Annotated in this window: 18 protein-coding genes, 1 pseudogene and 1 other annotated feature (1 of these 20 cut by a window edge); of the genes and pseudogenes, 3 read left to right on the top strand and 16 right to left on the bottom strand. The window is 47.8% G+C overall.

Going from position 1 to position 15,730, the window contains the following annotated elements; all coding sequences use genetic code 11:
- Positions 1-150: 150 nt before the first annotated feature.
- Entirely contained in the window at positions 151-2,139 is a 1,989-nt protein-coding gene (locus POF51_RS21360) for a bifunctional 2',3'-cyclic-nucleotide 2'-phosphodiesterase/3'-nucleotidase (protein ID WP_069850514.1), read from the top strand.
- 55 nt (positions 2,140-2,194) lie between these two features.
- Here POF51_RS21360 and POF51_RS21365 read toward each other — a convergent pair whose 3' ends face one another.
- Both POF51_RS21365 and POF51_RS21370 read right to left on the bottom strand, forming a co-directional pair.
- Complete coding sequence (locus tag POF51_RS21365) at positions 2,195-3,223, bottom strand: phosphotransferase (RefSeq protein ID WP_069850516.1); 1,029 nt, start codon at positions 3,221-3,223, stop codon at positions 2,195-2,197.
- A gap of 183 nt (positions 3,224-3,406) precedes the next feature.
- Complete coding sequence (locus tag POF51_RS21370; protein WP_271756025.1) at positions 3,407-4,093, bottom strand: hypothetical protein; 687 nt, start codon at positions 4,091-4,093, stop codon at positions 3,407-3,409.
- A 147-nt stretch (positions 4,094-4,240) separates the two neighbouring features.
- On the opposite strand from POF51_RS21370, the gene POF51_RS21375 reads away from it, so the two are divergent.
- Positions 4,241-4,657 (top strand): hypothetical protein, encoded by a 417-nt coding sequence (locus tag POF51_RS21375; protein WP_271756026.1) that lies wholly within the window; start codon positions 4,241-4,243, stop codon positions 4,655-4,657.
- A 125-nt stretch (positions 4,658-4,782) separates the two neighbouring features.
- On the opposite strand, the pseudogene POF51_RS32120 reads toward POF51_RS21375, so the two are convergent.
- From POF51_RS32120 to POF51_RS21405, 6 genes and pseudogenes are all read right to left on the bottom strand, one after another.
- Positions 4,783-4,905 (bottom strand): annotated as a pseudogene (locus POF51_RS32120) (LysM peptidoglycan-binding domain-containing protein); the annotation flags it as partial.
- An 80-nt stretch (positions 4,906-4,985) separates the two neighbouring features.
- The gene (gene pheA, locus POF51_RS21385; RefSeq protein WP_017247555.1) at positions 4,986-5,849 is read right to left on the bottom strand and encodes a prephenate dehydratase; all 864 of its coding nucleotides are present in this window, start codon (positions 5,847-5,849) and stop codon (positions 4,986-4,988) included.
- 22 nt (positions 5,850-5,871) lie between these two features.
- Complete coding sequence (gene thrB / locus POF51_RS21390) at positions 5,872-6,801, bottom strand: homoserine kinase (protein ID WP_069850522.1); 930 nt, start codon at positions 6,799-6,801, stop codon at positions 5,872-5,874.
- Positions 6,798-7,880, bottom strand: a complete 1,083-nt coding sequence (thrC, locus tag POF51_RS21395) for a threonine synthase (RefSeq protein WP_106833367.1) — start codon at positions 7,878-7,880, stop codon at positions 6,798-6,800. Before thrC ends, thrB begins: the two co-directional genes overlap by 4 nt.
- Complete coding sequence (locus POF51_RS21400) at positions 7,880-9,181, bottom strand: homoserine dehydrogenase (RefSeq protein ID WP_017247552.1); 1,302 nt, start codon at positions 9,179-9,181, stop codon at positions 7,880-7,882. The genes thrC and POF51_RS21400 overlap by 1 nt, the downstream gene beginning before the upstream one ends.
- 38 nt (positions 9,182-9,219) lie before the next feature.
- Positions 9,220-9,663 carry an ACT domain-containing protein gene (locus POF51_RS21405; RefSeq protein ID WP_017247551.1) on the bottom strand — a complete coding sequence of 148 codons (444 nt, stop codon included), beginning with the start codon at positions 9,661-9,663 and terminating at the stop codon, positions 9,220-9,222.
- Positions 9,664-9,848: 185 nt separating this feature from the next.
- On the opposite strand from POF51_RS21405, the gene POF51_RS21410 reads away from it, so the two are divergent.
- Positions 9,849-10,001, top strand: coding sequence for a hypothetical protein (locus POF51_RS21410; RefSeq protein WP_007728640.1), 153 nt, complete (start codon positions 9,849-9,851; stop codon positions 9,999-10,001).
- 50 nt (positions 10,002-10,051) lie between these two features.
- Here the strand turns inward: POF51_RS21410 and POF51_RS21415 are convergent, their stop codons facing one another.
- From POF51_RS21415 to rplU, 8 genes are all read right to left on the bottom strand, one after another.
- Complete coding sequence (locus tag POF51_RS21415; RefSeq protein WP_069850527.1) at positions 10,052-11,230, bottom strand: NAD(P)/FAD-dependent oxidoreductase; 1,179 nt, start codon at positions 11,228-11,230, stop codon at positions 10,052-10,054.
- A 43-nt stretch (positions 11,231-11,273) separates the two neighbouring features.
- Positions 11,274-11,729 carry a DUF1641 domain-containing protein gene (locus POF51_RS21420; protein WP_007728644.1) on the bottom strand — a complete coding sequence of 152 codons (456 nt, stop codon included), beginning with the start codon at positions 11,727-11,729 and terminating at the stop codon, positions 11,274-11,276.
- A gap of 290 nt (positions 11,730-12,019) precedes the next feature.
- Entirely contained in the window at positions 12,020-12,685 is a 666-nt protein-coding gene (locus tag POF51_RS21425; RefSeq protein ID WP_069850529.1) for a hypothetical protein, read from the bottom strand.
- 8 nt (positions 12,686-12,693) lie between these two features.
- Positions 12,694-13,971 carry a GTPase ObgE gene (obgE, locus tag POF51_RS21430; RefSeq protein ID WP_069850531.1) on the bottom strand — a complete coding sequence of 426 codons (1,278 nt, stop codon included), beginning with the start codon at positions 13,969-13,971 and terminating at the stop codon, positions 12,694-12,696.
- Between the two features lie 13 nt (positions 13,972-13,984).
- On the bottom strand, positions 13,985-14,569 hold the full coding sequence (locus POF51_RS21435; RefSeq protein ID WP_017247547.1) for a Spo0B C-terminal domain-containing protein: 585 nt from the start codon (positions 14,567-14,569) through the stop codon (positions 13,985-13,987).
- Between the two features lie 108 nt (positions 14,570-14,677).
- Complete coding sequence (gene rpmA, locus POF51_RS21440; protein WP_005832382.1) at positions 14,678-14,971, bottom strand: 50S ribosomal protein L27; 294 nt, start codon at positions 14,969-14,971, stop codon at positions 14,678-14,680.
- A gap of 7 nt (positions 14,972-14,978) precedes the next feature.
- Complete coding sequence (locus POF51_RS21445) at positions 14,979-15,329, bottom strand: ribosomal-processing cysteine protease Prp (protein ID WP_069850533.1); 351 nt, start codon at positions 15,327-15,329, stop codon at positions 14,979-14,981.
- 13 nt (positions 15,330-15,342) lie between these two features.
- On the bottom strand, positions 15,343-15,654 hold the full coding sequence (rplU, locus tag POF51_RS21450; protein WP_016739197.1) for a 50S ribosomal protein L21: 312 nt from the start codon (positions 15,652-15,654) through the stop codon (positions 15,343-15,345).
- 10 nt (positions 15,655-15,664) lie between these two features.
- Positions 15,665-15,730 (bottom strand) — a sequence feature (ribosomal protein L21 leader region) (it continues 13 nt past the right edge of the window).

The following is a 15,730-nucleotide window of genomic DNA, read 5'->3' on the forward strand; positions in this document are numbered from 1 at the left end:
ACCTATGGCGGATTGACGTTATATTTTTTTATTTTTGTCAATACAAAAAATTAATATACTATTTCATCTAGCTATCTATCCAGCGTCCTATTCTAATGATAAACTATTTTTGCTTGGCATTATTGTAAACTTATGGAGGTCATTTCAAACATGAAAAAAACGAACAAAAAAATGCTGACTGCTTTCCTCCTCAGCACTTCTTTGGTTGTTGGCGCTCTCTCTTTTCCTCTTACTCCTGTAAGCGCACAAACAGATTCTGTCCTGAAGCTCCGCCTGTTGGAAACGACAGATATCCACACCAACATCGTTAACTATGACTACTATCAAGACAAAAACACAGACGAGTTTGGCCTCGCAAAAACAGCGACTTTGGTCAAAAAAGCAAGAGAAGAAGCGAAAAACAGCATCCTGATCGACAACGGTGACTTGTTGCAAGGAAACCCATTGGGCGACTACGTGGCAAAAATCGACCCGTTGAAAGCTGGAGACACTCACCCTGCTTACAAAGCAATGAACCTGATGGACTATGATGTTGCCAATATCGGTAACCACGAGTTCAACTTTGGTTTGGAGTTCTTGGATACCAGCTTGAAGGGTGCAAAATTCCCTTACATAAACTCCAACGTGTATGTAGACGACAAGGACAAAAACCCTGACAATGACAAAAACATGTACACTCCTTACGAAATCCTGGAGCGCACATTTAAAGATGAGAACGGCAAAGATGTAAAACTCAAAGTAGGCGTAATCGGTTTTGTTCCACCACAAATTATGCAATGGGACAAGGCTAACCTGGAAGGAAAAGTAATCGCGAAAGACATCGTGGAAACTGCCAACAAATTCGTACCTGAAATGAAGAAAAAAGGTGCAGACATCATCATCGCGGTTCCTCACTCCGGAATTGGCCCTACCGAGGGTGGTCCTCAATTGGAGAATGCTAGCTACCAACTGAGCAAAGTAGATGGTATCGACGCGATCCTGTTCGGACACTCCCACTCCGTATTCCCTGGTCCTGGATTCGATAAAATTCCAGGCATTGATGCAGAAAAAGGAACGATCAATGGTAAACCAGCCGTTATGCCTGGCTTCTGGGGTAACCACCTCGGCGTGATCGACCTGACGCTGAAACAAGAAAATGGAAAATGGAAAGTGGCTGAGTCCGCTACCAAAGTAGTTCCAATCTATGACAAAGCGAACAAAGCATCCTTGGCTGATGCAGACAAAACTATCGTAGATGCAGTAAAAGAAGATCACGATAAAACAGTTGAATGGGTTCGTTCTGCTGTAGGGAAAACATCTTCCCCGATCTTCAGCTACTTTGCACTTGTGCAAGACGATCCATCTATCCAAATCGTAACCAATGCACAAAAATGGTTCGTTGAGAAAAACGTGAAGGGTACAGAATACGAAGGCATTCCAGTTCTGTCTGCTGGTGCACCATTTAAAGCAGGCGGCCGTAACGGGGTAAGCTACTACTCCAATATCCCAGCTGGTACAATCGCCATCAAAAACGTATCTGACCTGTACATCTACCCGAACACATTGAAAGCGGTTCTGGTCGATGGAGCTACGGTGAAAGAATGGTTGGAGCGTTCCGCTGGACAGTTCAACCAAATCGATCTGAAGAAAACGGATGAGCAACCACTCATCAACGAGTCTTTCCCAACGTACAACTTTGATGTAATCGACGGTGTTACTTATCAAATCGATGTTACACAGCCATCCAAATACGCTGTAGATGGAAAAGTAGCAAGCAAAGATGCAAACCGCATCAAAAACCTGTCTTTTAATGGCAAACCAGTAAAACCTGAAGACAAATTCATCGTCGTAACCAACAACTACCGTGCAAGCGGCGGCGGTGCGTTCCCAGGTCTGGATGGCAAAAACATCGTAATCGATTCTCCAGATGAAAACCGTCAAATCGTAATCGACTACATCCTGAACCAAAAAAATATCGACCCAGCAGCAGACAACAACTGGTCTTTTGCTCCAGTAAATGCGAAGCTGAACGTTACATTCACTTCTTCTCCTGACGCGAAACCATTCGCTGAAAAATTGTCCAATATCAAGTTCATCAACGTATTGGAAACTGGGTTTGCGAAATTCTCTATTGATCTGTCCAAGCCTGCTTCCAAGTAAGCTTGTCACCAACACAAACATCCCTCTTTCGAGAGGGATGTTTTGTTTTATCCGACTATCCGACAAAATGGTAATGCCCCCATGGAGAGTGCTGGAAAATTCGTTCTCCATCGTTTAAAAAACGTTGGCGATTCGCCATCACTTTGCCTTCCATTTGGATCAGCTGCATGACGCCCTTCATGTGGTAGCCTGGGCGCTGACTATACAAGCCCGTTACCTCCCGCAAGAAATTATCCGGATAGCGAAGCAATTGATGAACAGCCCATATCTGGGTATCAGATAAATAGTTGATGTTACTATAGGCTTCCATCGCTTCCACAAAGGAATCCATGCGGTAGTCTTGCATCAACAGCATTCGCGACATTAATTGTACAAGGTCAACAAGCTGAAGATCATGACCTACTGTATCAAGGTCAATCAAATAACAATTGCCTCGCTCCGTAAGCAGAAAGTTATGACTCGCCACGTCTCTGTGCGCGAGTGTCCCCCTCTCCATGGCTAAAAACATTTCTGGCGTCAAAGGCAGCTTGTAGGCAGATTGCAGCAGCTCCTTGCCATCTCGAAGAACGTGATCTGCCTGGTGCGAAATGAGTTGCTCCAGTTTGCTCTGGGGTCCTTTCTGTTCAATCGACCACATCAACCGCTCAAAGTATTCCAAGCGGCTCTCCCATTTATCTAAAAGAGCCGGTTTTCCTTCATACGCATACGTATGAGCAATAGGAAAACCCTGAGCTGCAACATGAAAACGGGCCAATGTTTCTGCTGTTTTTTTGACATCGAAAAGAGAAGCGTTATCTGCTTCATGCCCATCAATCATTTTCATGATGGTGTAATGACGGTCTTCAAATGCAAAAATTTTGGACCCTTCATGATTCTCCACATACTGCACAGTATGATGAAAGCCCTTCTCATGTAGTGCATCCGCTAACTCTGTCACCCACACAGCTTTTTCGACCTGCTTATATCCTTTGAGTATCCAGTGGCCCCTGTCTGTTTTTAACAGGTTGACGTTTCGCTTCGGCTTCACACCGTAGATTTGACAGCGAAAAGCCTTTTCAATGGTGGATAAGATTCCTTTGTTCATCCCATACCCTCTCAGTAAGAAGAGGAATCTTCATGCCCATCTCCCCAGTTCGGCCAAACCCCTTGTTCAGGCATGGTAGCCATACACGGGGAAGGCGGGAACATCATGTTATTGTGAATCTCCTGTGGAGAACGATTGTACTTGCCTTTTCGGCCTTTGTACTCCCGGACTTCAGAAGAACACTCACATGATGATGACTCCACTGGTTCCGGGCACACAGGCCTTTTCGCTCGTGGCCGCTTTAATGGCATGGGTGGAAATGGTGGTGGGCATGGATAAGGAAACGGCGGCATCGGTCTGATCGGTGGTGGGACAATTGGAAATGGATTGATTGGTCGCATTTGTTCTGGACTCACAATCGGTCGTCGATTTGGATAAAAAGGGCCAATCCACGGGTTCCCGAACGGTGGGCAAGGCGGAAATGGCGGGCATGGTGGCATGAACTGCGGTGGGAATGGCGGGAACGGACGCACCTGTGGCATTGGCCTGCGCTCTTGCTCTGGACTTACCCTCGTCGATGGCTTCAGCTTCTGTTGCGGGCTCACTTTTGAAGGTGGCTTGAGCTGCTGTTGTGGGCTCACCTTTGAAGGCGGCTTCATCGGCCGCAACGGACTCACCCGTGATGGTGGATAGTTTGGCTGCATCGGTTGCAATGGACTTACCCGCGGTGGTGGATAATTTGGCTGCATCGGTTGCAACGGACTTACCCGTGGTGGGTAGTTTGGCTGCATCGGTTGCAACGGACTTACCCGTGGTGGTGGATAATTTGGCTGCATCGGTTGCAACGGACTTACCCGTGGTGGTGGATAGTTTGGCTGCATCGGTTGCAATGGACTTACCCGTGGCGGTGGATAATTTGGCTGTGGGCAAGGTGGGCATGCATATGCTGGCGGTCTTGTAGGCTGTAATGGCAAGACCTGAGTTGGTGGTCTATATGGAATGCTAGGCACATTTTGATTCGGTGGAATCGCTGGTGGATAAATATACGGACTCACTCCGGTTGGAGGTGGAGTCGGTATGAGTGGACGTATAGGAACAGGAGGAACCGGAGGAAGCACATTTGGCTTGCCTGAAATGTTCGGTGGTTTATACGGTGTTGGCTTCTCGATTGGTTTTTCGATTGGCTTTTCAATCGGCTCCGTTGGTTTTGGAATAGGCTGTGTTGGTGGTGGAGGTGGTAATGTAGGTGGTGCTGTTGGCCTGACAACCTCTGGTGAAACAGAAGGGACTGGTGGTCTTGGCATTTCTTTGGGTGGCCTTGGCATCTCCTTGGGTGGCCTCGTAGGAATGGGAGCTGGCAGTGGAGTAGGTCTGATCTCCTCCCTTGATTCGATTTGTACCTCTCCTGATTCTTCTGGCTCAATTGGCCGCCTTTCGATTTGTTGCGGTACCTCCATCTCTTCCTCTTCCGTAATCGGTCTTTCTTTCACATAAGGGGCCGCCTCACTCATTGGATGGGGGGGCGTCGTTCTTTGCTGTGGTCGGACAGGAACTTGTTTCGCCGGAATCTTGATTCTCGCTCCAGGATAAATTGTATCGGGAGTTTTTAATTGACTATTAAGGCGTAACAGTTCTTTGTAATCGACGCCATATCTTTTGGCGATCTTCCACATCGTATCGCCTTTTTGGACGATGTGTATTCTCAATGTTTTTCTCCTCCCTTGCACCAAACTCCCTAACATCGTATGCAGTCATGGGCGTTTTGCTCCTTGACGCCACTCCTTTGTTGGGAGGGAGCCAGAAAAAGAAAAAACCAATCCCTCTAGGAATTGGTCTGATGCATATAAAATGGATACGTCCCGAGCTGACGAACTTGGCAACCAATGGCTTCAATCTCCGCAAACGCTCCTGGCAACAAGACGTCGTCCATCTTCTGCTCAATGTCGATGACAAAATAATAGCTTCCGAGTGCCCTCTTCGTCGGACGTGATTCGATGCGAGACAAGTTGACCTTTCTCCAAGCAAAAGCAGCCAGCACTTGATACAATGCTCCTGGGAAATCTTCCGGCAGCGTGACCAGAATCGTCGTCTTTTCCTTGCGGGAAACCGGCAGATCAAGACTTTCCAGACCAACGAGAACAAAACGCGTGTAGTTATTCGAATAATCTTGAATTTGTTCACGCGCAAACTCCAATGGATAAATCTCTACATTCAATCGAGTACCAACAGCAGCCCACGGCTCTTCTGGATGCTCACTCACCATTTTGGCTGCCAATGCCGTACTGTTTACCGTTTCGATCGCTGCTTCCGGCAAATTCTCACGCAAAAAGTTGTGGCTTTGTGCAATCGCTTGAGGATGTGACAACACTCTCGTAATCGCTGACAAAGGCAATGGGTGCTCTCTTTTTGCCACCAGCAAGTTTTGCGTAATCGGTAGTGCGAGCTCCGCCAGAATGGGCAAATCTACTTCGTGAATGAGCCAATCCAGTGTAGAATTGACTGTTCCTTCAATGGAGTTTTCCATCGGTACGACACCGTATGCCACTTCCTTTTTGGAAACAGCGTCTAGTACTTCAATAATACTTGGGTACGGAACGAAAGATAACTTTTGTCCGAGCGACAATATCCTCGCTGCTTCTTCGGTAAACGTTCCACGCGGTCCTAGAAAAGCAAGTTTCTTCTCCATGGCTACTCCTATCCACTATGGTCTATCTCTGATGGATTTCTACCTGTACGCCATTTTCGTCCGGTTGCAAGATCATCACGCGGTACGAGATGTCGTGCCCTTTCATCACTCTGTCCACAAATGCACGCAGCTTCTCTAATTCTTCATCCGAAGAGAAAAAACAGAGGATCGTCGGTCCCGCGCCGCTTAAAGCAGCCCCCAGTGCCCCGTGTTCAGTCGCTTTGTCCAGGATTTCGTTCAAGCCAGGTACAAGCTTTGCTCGATACGGCTGATGCAACCGATCCGACATTGCCCGTCCCATCAGGTCGAGTCTGCCTTGTGCCAGTGCAGCAACTAGCAAACTACTATGACCCACATTATATACAACATCCTCTCTGCTGTACACCTGTGGCAAAACGTTCCGCGCTTTTTCTGTCGAGAGCATGAAGTCTGGGATCACGACGAGTGTTTGCAATCCCGCCGGAGCAGAAAACCGCACATATGGAATGGGGTCTCCTGGTACTTCAGGCATCGTCGCAACAATGATACCGCCAAACATCGAAGCTCCCGCATTATCCGGATGCCCTTCTAGGCGTGTTGCCTTTTCAAACAATTGCTCACGAGTAAATGGTTCGCCAGCGAGATGGTTGGCCGCTACAAGTGCACCTACAATCGCAGCCGCACTACTCCCCAATCCCCTCGTCAGGGGAGCATCACTGGAAGCACGAATCGCCAGCTCAGGAATGGCGAGACCTGCTTCTTGAAACAATCCCGCCGCAACCTTGTACAGGAGATTGTTTTTGTCCGTCGGTGTTCCTTGCAGCTCCTTGCCCATCATCTCTACTGTCGTATGATCACTGATTTCCATTTCTACGAAAGAATACAACTGGAAAGCCATTCCCAGCGCATCGAATCCCGGTCCCAGATTCGCTGTTGTTGCTGGTATGGTTACTTTTACACGTTGTCCATTCATGATACAAATTCTCTCCCACTTTGACGAACCAGCTCCATCACAGCTTCATGTGTCGCCGGAACAGAACGCGGCTCTTCACCTACCAGCTTCAAAGCGATATTTGGATCTTTTAGTCCGTTTCCAGTCAGTACACACACGATCTGGCTGCCAGGTTGAAGCCTTCCCGCCTCATGCAGCTTGATAATGCCAGCCAGCGATGCTGCCGAGGCTGGCTCACAAAACACACCTTCACTCTTCGCCAGCAAATGATAGGCATGCAAAATTTCTTCGTCCGTTACACTATCGATAAGACCGCTTGATTTCGAAATGGCATTCAAAGCGCCATCCTTGCTCGCCGGGTTACCAATGCGAATGGCTGTCGCAATCGTTTCAGGGTTGGCTACTGGTTTGCCATGAACCAACGGCGCTGCTCCCGCTGCCTGAAATCCGTACATCTTAGGCAAGCGGCTCGATTTTTTGGCTGCGAAATATTCCTCGAAGCCTTTCCAATATGCTGTAATGTTTCCTGCGTTGCCAACTGGGATGGCCAAAATGTCAGGTGCATCCGTCAGCGCATCGCACACTTCAAACGCCGCGGTCTTTTGTCCCTCGATCCGGTAAGGGTTCACGGAATTCACCAGTGTAATCGGCTCTTTCGCTGTGATTTCGCGAACGATATCCAGCGCTTCATCAAAATTACCGTCAATCGCGATGACTTCTGCACCATAGGCGATAGCCTGAGCCAACTTGCCTAACGCGATATTGCCGTTCGGGATCAGAACGATGCAACGCAATCCTGAGCGTGCCGCATACGCCGCAGCTGCTGCTGATGTATTTCCCGTCGAAGCGCACATGATTGTGTTGCTTCCCTCTTCTACCGCTTTGGCTACAGCCATGACCATGCCTCTATCTTTGAAAGAGCCAGTCGGATTGAGCCCCTCGTACTTGACGTACAGCTCCACCCCCAATTGTTTGGAAAGATTCGGAGCATGGATTAGGGGTGTGTTTCCTTCATGCAAGCTGACCAGCGGAGTTTTTTCTGTGATCGGGAGAAATTCCCGGTAACGTGCCAAGATGCCAGACTGTCGATCAAAAGCCATTATTTGTCTCCCCCTTCTACACGGTAGCAGCTCTGCACAGTTGATACGATATCCATCTGCTCCATGTAAGCCAGTACCGCATCCATGTCACTTTTTGAGGACAGGTGTGTAATCATGATAATCTCCGCTTCACGTCCGTTGTTGAACGGTTGCTGGATGACCTGCTCAAGGGAAATATTTTTGTCTGCCAATAGCTGCGTAATTTGAGCAAGAACACCGCGTTTATCTGCAACTACGATGCGCAGGAAGTATTTAGAGAATTTTTCGCTGTCTTCTTTCAATACTTTTTCTTTGTAGGGAGCAACCATTCCGCGTCCATTCACTCCTAGCTTTCTGTTTTTGACGACAGTGACCAGGTCAGACACAACGGCGGTAGCAGTCGGCATTTCACCTGCGCCCGGCCCGTAAAACATGGTTTCTCCTACCGCTTCCCCATGTACGTACACGGCATTAAAGACACCATTTACGGAAGCGAGTGGATGGGATTTTGGAACCAGAGTCGGCTGCACACTTACCTCAATCGCCTCTTCGTCACGACGAGCCAGGCCGAGCAGCTTGATTTCGTAGCCCAGTTGTTTGCCATAAGCGATATCTTCCTTGCTCACGGAGCTGATCCCTTTTACGTCTACATCTTCGAGCTTCATCGGTACACGGAAGCCCAGCGTTGCCAGAATCGCCATTTTGCGGGCTGCATCAAAGCCCTCCACATCGGAGGTTGGGTCCTGCTCCGCGTAGCCCAGTGCTTGCGCTTCTTTCAATACCTCACTATATTCTGCGCCCTCTTGACTCATTTTGGTCATGATGTAATTGGTCGTCCCGTTGACAATCCCCATCATTTTCGCGATACGGTCTGAGGAAAACCCTTCTACAAGCGCACGCAAAATTGGTATTCCACCAGCCACGCTTGCCTCGTAGAAAACGTCACAGCCCTTTTCTTGCGCCTTCTCTAAAATTTCGGCTCCGTGCAACGCCATCAGATCCTTGTTGGCTGTTACTACGTGCTTGCCTCGTTCGAGTGCACCCAAAATGTACTCTTTTGCAGGGTGAATGCCACCAATTACTTCTACGATGACTTCAATTTCTGGATCATCCAAAAGACTAGCAGGATCTGTGGTCAGCGCGCCCTCCATGGATGAAATATTGCGAGATTTTTCTGCATCCTGAACAAGAATACGGGAAACCTCAATACTGAGGCCGGTTTGCTTTTGCAAATCCTCCTGATGCGCTTGAATGATACGTACTACACCAGTCCCTACTGTTCCAAAACCCATTAATCCCAATTTAATGCTCTGCTTCTCCATGTCTCTCTCCCCTGCCTTTTCTTTGATTGTTTTTTTGCTTAGCCTCTACCGACGATCATCGCTTTGCGAACGCCCGGGATCAGCTGCAAGCTATCCAAAAACTCCGTGCTAGATACGCGAAGATTAGCCATATCGACTGACATGGATATAGTAGCAATCCCTTGAAGTGGTATCGTCTGATTGATGGTCAATACGTTTCCACCTTGATCTGCTACATATGTGAGCACTTTGGACAAGTAACCTGACATGTGATCCAAAGAGAACGTAAACGTCATAATTTTTTCGCTCATCATCGAATTGAACGGAAAAATGCCATCTTTGTACTTATAAAAAGCACTGCGGCTCAATCCCACCCGTTCAACCGCTTCGTTCACAGTATCCACTTCGCCGGATTCCAGCATCTTCTTGGCTTCAATCGTTTTGGCAATCGATTCTGGCAGGATGTCAGATCGAATCAAGTAGAATTTTTCTTCCTTTTTCATGCGTTGTGTCCTCCTGAGAAAAACAGTTGTTTCTTCATAGAGGACATTATAACGGAAAGCATGGAATGTGACAATCCTTATCCGTCACTTTTTTTCATCGGATCACATTTGGTTTACTTTGATTACATGAGGGGGAGCTTCTTCGCGCACAATAATGCGTATCGTATGGAGGAGGTGAAAGACAAATGGCCGGACGTGGAAAGTCAGATAAATCGGAGCGCCGTAACAATCACCCAGCTGGTAAGCCAAGCAGTCTCGAACAGTTTGGCAATGACATGCGGGGCAAAAAGATGGCACAATCCCCAAACGTGATTGAGGATCCAAGCGGAAACGGATAAACAAACACAAAAAACCCGGGATACCATGATCCCGGGTTTTCCTGATTCGATTAGTATGCTAAAGAGGACAGACCGTTGATATGAGTCAAGTAGCGAACGTTACTCGCTTCTTTCATCAAGGTTGCAGGCAGACCTTTCAGCTTCAGTTGGCTTGCACCGATTGTTCCGATCGCGTCTTTACGGCCCAGGCTACCCAATGTACCGGAGAATACCGGTTTGAAGGTATCCATTTTGGTGCCGTTGAAGTGTGCGAAGAGATTGTGACCTACTACTTCGCCCATTTGCCATGCCAGTTGCGCAGTCGGAGGGAATGGACGACCTTCTGGCCCCATTACGACCGCACTGTCACCTGCAAGGAATACATCAGGGTGAGAAGTGGATTGCAGGAATTCTGTAACAGTTGCACGTCCGCGGTTTACTTCCACGCCGCACTCAGCCACTACGCGATTTCCTTGTACGCCACCTGTCCATACCATTGTTTTGGTTTCAATGGTACCGCCATCTTTCAGACAAACTGTGGTTTCTTTCATTTCCGTTACAGGTACGCCTGTCAGGAACTGAACACCGCGTTTTTCCAAACTCGTTTTCGCACGCTCAACCAGGTCAGGAGCAAAACCAGCCAAAATGGATGGACCTGCTTCTACGCAGTAGATGGATACGTCTGCAAAGTCTACGCCGTGTTTGTGGCACAGATTTGGCAGCATATCAGCGAATTCCCCAACCAGCTCGATACCGGTCAGACCGCCACCACCTACAACGAAGGTAGCATCTGCTTTATTTTTGCTCGTCTTGTATTCAATCACGCGCTCTTCGAGGTGTGCTCGCAGACGATTTGCTTCTTCTACAGACTTCAGTGTAAAGCTGTACTCTTGCAGACCTGGGATTCCGAAGAATGCGGTTTCACTACCCAGCGCAATCACCAAAGCATCGTATTTGATGGAATCGCCGCTCCCCAGTGTAACGCGTTGGGAGTCGAGACCAATATTTTCTACCGTGTCTACTACGAGGTTAATCTCTTTGCCACGCAGCAATCTTTCCAGAGGGAGCGCCACGTTTTGTTCAGACAGGTTTCCTACTGCCAAGCGGTGCAGTTCCGTAATGATTTGGTGAGTAGGAAAACGGTTTACCACCGTGATCGACGCTTCTTCAGCCGTCATGTATTTACGTGCAGTCAATGCGCTGAGCAAACCGCCATAACCGCCGCCTAGAATCAGAATATGCTTCGCCATGCCAAATCCTCCGTCCTTGTCTTACATTCCATAATAAAAAATACTAGCGTTTTTGTTGTTGACGTTCTGCTGATACTTCCAGAAATGCTTGTGCGAAACGCAAAGTTTTTTGTACTTGCGGATCCTTGAGCATTTTGAGAATACCGAACAAACCGATAGTAGACTCTTCAACATGAACACGGTCATTGGCTTCAATGGCTGCTTGCGCAATACCTTTCGCTTTATCAGAGATCGGTTTTACGAACTCTTCCATTCCGCCTTTGATGTCGTCGATCAACACATGATCATTTGCTACTGTTTGTACCAAATCATATGTTTTGGTCAAAAGAGTTGTCAGTTCTGCCAATTTAGGCAGGTTCGCCACCAATACGTTAAGTGACTCTTGGATTTCTGGTTTCATCAACTGATCGAGTACATCTTGTTGCTGCGCTGGTGCCAGAGTTGCAGTGCTTGCTACTTCAGCAGCAGCTTGAGCTTGTTGCGTAGTTGTTTGAGACATAAAAAAAACGTCCTCCTTTGCTTTGGAATAGAGGCCTTTTATTCTCGATGCCTGTTCATACGAGTAACGGCCGCTATTCTCCCTGAAAATCCGGTAAAAAATTGCTTGTAACATTTTTCACAAAGTTAAGCAGAAAACGGATTCGAATAATAAAAAGTGAATGATTTCACAAGTATTTATTCAGGAAAGCGTACACAACAAATCATGAAGTGAACAGGCTCGATGTAGAACTCTATGTACTCTACTATATACCTTCTTCACAGGAACATCAAAGGAAAAAAACCGCTTCCTTAGGAAGAAGCGGTAGTTGAGAGCTTTTTATAGTAATCTTTGATGAGTTCATGGTGCTTTTCATTGATATCCGTAAAGATTAATTCAATGATCGATTGTTTGTCTTGGAACGTTTTTTCCACGATTTTCGCCATCATGACGATCTCCTGCGCTTGCTTCGGTATCTTGAAAGACAAGTGGAGAAAATCGCCCTTCGACACATAACCGTCCGTTCCCAAAACAAGACGGGTAGGAGAAAATTTCAGCAACACTGCCTCGCCTTTTTCTTCGATCGGTCTAGCTCCCATCACCTTGTAAGGGACAGAAATACCGAGATCTGGGGAGATGGGATCCTGCTTGCGCTTTTGTGTAATTTCTACCCCTATACTAATCGGAATCATCCCTAAAAGCTTGATCGGCCAAAGCGTTTGCTCTGAAACTACTTCCAAATCAATGGTATTCACTGCCGCATCCGTTTCCCAACGAATGCGTACAGTTGATCCGAGAAGCTCTGCTTTCGTTTCAGGCTTCATCTCGTAGGAAACTACGAGATAACTGCCCTTTGCATGTTCAACCATAACTTGGACAGGTGTCTTCACCTGCTTGGAGATGATTAGCGGTAGCATCGCACCGCGTTGGAGTCGTTTATCCCCCAAAAATGGGTTCAGTGATGGGACATCAATCATGGTTTTTGTCACTCCACAAAGTCAAACTCTAATTTGCCGATCCGAACGGTATCCCCGTCTTTTGCTCCCAGCTTGCGCAGAGCATCATCTACACCCATAAAGCGCATTTGTCTTGCAAAACGCTGAGCTGCATCATAGCTGGTCAGATTGGTCATGCGTACGAGCTTCTCGATCTTTTCACCGCTGACAACAAATACTTCGTTATCACGCGTAATCTCGAATTCCTCTGGTTCTTTTTCTGCTCGGAACACCACGCGCTCTTCCACTTCCGCAACTTCCTCAACAGCAGGCTTGTCCGGAATCGTCGCCAAGGCATCCCCGATCGCATACATCAATTCTTGTACGCCTTGACGGGTTGCAGCAGAGATCTCGTACACCTTCACATCTGGAACCTTTTCCTTGAAAATACGCAGGTTTTCCACTGCTTCTGGCAGTTCCATTTTGTTCGCGACTACAATTTGCGGACGATCTTCGAGCTTCAGGTTATACATAGTCAGCTCTCGGTTGATCTGCAAATAATCCTCGTATGGATCGCGTCCATCTACCGCTGCCATGTCAATCACATGAACGATCAAGCGCGTACGCTCTACGTGACGCAGGAATTGGTGACCAAGACCCACACCTTCATGCGCGCCTTCAATCAATCCTGGCAAGTCAGCCATTACGAAGCTCTGCTCGCCCAAGTCCACAACACCCAGATTCGGTGTCAGCGTCGTAAAGTGGTACGCCGCAATTTTTGGCTTCGCCGCTGTTACACTAGACAGCAAGGTGGATTTTCCTACACTCGGATAGCCAACCAAGCCCACATCTGCAATCAGCTTGAGCTCCATGACAATGTAACGCTCTTGACCTGGTTCTCCGTTCTCCGAGATGTGTGGGGCTGGATTCGAAGAGTTGGCAAAACGAATATTGCCTCGTCCACCACGTCCGCCTTTTGCGATCACAGCACGCTGACCCTGCTCCACGAGATCGACAATCACTTCTTTAGTATCATCATCAATGACAGTTGTTCCCGGTGGCACGCGCACGACCATATCTTCCGCGCCAGCTCCGTGCTGAGATTTGTTGCGGCCATGCTCTCCGCGAGGTGCTTTGAAATGTCGTTGATAGCGGAAATCTACCAGTGTACGCAGACCTTCGTCCACGACAAACACGACATCTCCACCTTGACCGCCATCTCCACCCGCTGGACCACCCAGCGGTACGTACTTCTCCCGGCGAAAGGAGACGGCTCCGTTACCACCGTCCCCGCCTTTTACATATACTTTTACCTGATCGACAAACATGGTGTCACCTCTTTCATTCCGCGAATGGGATCACCAAATTCAGGACCCATTCTTCTTCCGTATGTATCCACTCGGTGACCTCCACCGTACTCTGTTCGCTTTTACGTATCAGCTTTTCCAATTCTTCCATTCCGGATGCACGTAGTACACCGGCCAGGTCAAAACGAAAATGAACGCCACGCTCATCCATTTGCAAGCTTACCTGCATGCTGGCTGCTTCGTACCCGCTCTGATCTACATGATCGTTCACTGTGCATAATATCTCTGACACCAACTGGAACAAGTCTTGCTCGTTCAAAACTACTCGCGTGAGATCCACATGATTGCACACGTCTACTTCTAAAAGCAATTCATTGTTCAGTGCATTAAATGTCAAGAAGAAGACGGACAACAAGGAGCTATTCAATCGGGCAACCATCGATTCCTGCATCGCCATCTGTGCAATGCGTTTCAAATGGGCCTCTCCTTGTTCAGTACGGTTCAAATGCAAATAGCCGAGCAGAACCTGAACGTGGTTCAACCAGTCATGCCGCTGCCTGTTCAGAACGGTCAGCAGTTGGTCTGTCTGATGCGTAAACAGCCTCCGCTCGTCCCCCATCACATTCACCCAAGTCGATAAGAATATCTTTCCCATCTATTGTACCATAAAAAAGAGCCGGACAAAAAGAAAACCCAGCTATATCGCTGGGTTTTTCTTAACAAATATTTACGCTTCAGAAGCAACTGGCTCGATCACAACTTGTTTGCGATCACGGCCCAGACGCTTGAAACGAACCACACCATCTGCAGTTGCAAACAGAGTGTCGTCTCCGCCTTTCATTACGTTCGCACCTGGGTAAATCTTTGTTCCGCGTTGACGAACGAGAATGTTACCAGCAGTAACGAATTGCCCGTCGCCACGTTTCACGCCCAGACGTTTGGAAATGGAATCGCGACCGTTCTTTGTGGAACCTACCCCTTTTTTCGATGCGAAAAACTGAAGGTCCAAGTTAAACAGCATGTTCATATCAGACACCTCCCTGCCATTTATGATCATTTACTTTTACGTATTTGCCGTAATTCGCCTCAACCGACAAAAGAGCAATAACCATGCTCTCTGCCAAAAGCTGTTGTTTCTCTCGTGCAGTCTCATCATCCGAAGAAGAAAGGCTCCACTTCAAGAACCCACCGCCTTCTTGTGCGACAGCGACATCAGGAGTGATGCCCGTCAAAGGTTGGATGGCGTTTAATATACCAAAGCTGATGCCTGATACAGCAGAACAAACGATGTCTGCCCCATAGGCACCCGCATTGGCATGTCCGGAAATACTAATTTCATGGATACCGTGCGACGCACGGCTCACGATCACTTCAATCATAACAAGTCACCAATTAAGCGTTGATCTTTTCGATCACAACTTTAGTGAATGGTTGACGGTGACCTTGCTTGCGACGGTAGTTTTTCTTGGCTTTGTATTTGTACACGATAATCTTTGCAGATTTACCGTGTTTTTCTACTTTACCAGTTACCGTTGCACCAGCTACTGTAGGAGCTCCTGCAGTAACTTTGCCGTCTTTGCTTACGAAGAGAACTTTGTCAAAAGTAACAACGTCTCCTTCGTTGCCAGCCAATTTCTCGATGAAGAGAACTGCTCCCTCTTCAACTTTGTATTGCTTTCCACCGGTTTCGATAATTGCGTACACTGTGTGCACCTCCTATACTCAGACTCGCCTTTACAGGTGCGTCGACGAGCGACGGCTTATTTACCTGATTCGTGCG

Source organism: Brevibacillus sp. AG (genome assembly GCF_028369215.1).
GTDB classification, from domain to species: domain Bacteria; phylum Bacillota; class Bacilli; order Brevibacillales; family Brevibacillaceae; genus Brevibacillus; species Brevibacillus porteri.

What these genes read in the sequence shown, in the direction of transcription:
- thrC (WP_106833367.1), bottom strand. Translation starts at nt 7,880, where the DNA reads ATGGCTTTTGATCGACAGTCTGGCATCTTGGCACGTTACCGGGAATTT.
- POF51_RS21420 (WP_007728644.1), bottom strand. Translation starts at nt 11,729, where the DNA reads ATGTCTCAAACAACTACGCAACAAGCTCAAGCTGCTGCTGAAGTAGCA.
- POF51_RS21415 (WP_069850527.1), bottom strand. Translation starts at nt 11,230, where the DNA reads ATGGCGAAGCATATTCTGATTCTAGGCGGCGGTTATGGCGGTTTGCTC.
- POF51_RS21400 (WP_017247552.1), bottom strand. Translation starts at nt 9,181, where the DNA reads ATGGAGAAGCAGAGCATTAAATTGGGATTAATGGGTTTTGGAACAGTA.
- POF51_RS21405 (WP_017247551.1), bottom strand. Translation starts at nt 9,663, where the DNA reads ATGAAAAAGGAAGAAAAATTCTACTTGATTCGATCTGACATCCTGCCA.
- POF51_RS21435 (WP_017247547.1), bottom strand. Translation starts at nt 14,569, where the DNA reads ATGGGGGACGAGCGGAGGCTGTTTACGCATCAGACAGACCAACTGCTG.
- POF51_RS21425 (WP_069850529.1), bottom strand. Translation starts at nt 12,685, where the DNA reads ATGATTGATGTCCCATCACTGAACCCATTTTTGGGGGATAAACGACTC.
- POF51_RS21375 (WP_271756026.1), top strand. Translation starts at nt 4,241, where the DNA reads ATGAGTGGACGTATAGGAACAGGAGGAACCGGAGGAAGCACATTTGGC.
- POF51_RS21360 (WP_069850514.1), top strand. Translation starts at nt 151, where the DNA reads ATGAAAAAAACGAACAAAAAAATGCTGACTGCTTTCCTCCTCAGCACT.
- rpmA (WP_005832382.1), bottom strand. Translation starts at nt 14,971, where the DNA reads ATGCTGTTTAACTTGGACCTTCAGTTTTTCGCATCGAAAAAAGGGGTA.
- POF51_RS21410 (WP_007728640.1), top strand. Translation starts at nt 9,849, where the DNA reads ATGGCCGGACGTGGAAAGTCAGATAAATCGGAGCGCCGTAACAATCAC.
- thrB (WP_069850522.1), bottom strand. Translation starts at nt 6,801, where the DNA reads ATGAATGGACAACGTGTAAAAGTAACCATACCAGCAACAACAGCGAAT.
- POF51_RS21365 (WP_069850516.1), bottom strand. Translation starts at nt 3,223, where the DNA reads ATGAACAAAGGAATCTTATCCACCATTGAAAAGGCTTTTCGCTGTCAA.
- POF51_RS21445 (WP_069850533.1), bottom strand. Translation starts at nt 15,329, where the DNA reads ATGATTGAAGTGATCGTGAGCCGTGCGTCGCACGGTATCCATGAAATT.
- obgE (WP_069850531.1), bottom strand. Translation starts at nt 13,971, where the DNA reads ATGTTTGTCGATCAGGTAAAAGTATATGTAAAAGGCGGGGACGGTGGT.
- pheA (WP_017247555.1), bottom strand. Translation starts at nt 5,849, where the DNA reads ATGGAGAAGAAACTTGCTTTTCTAGGACCGCGTGGAACGTTTACCGAA.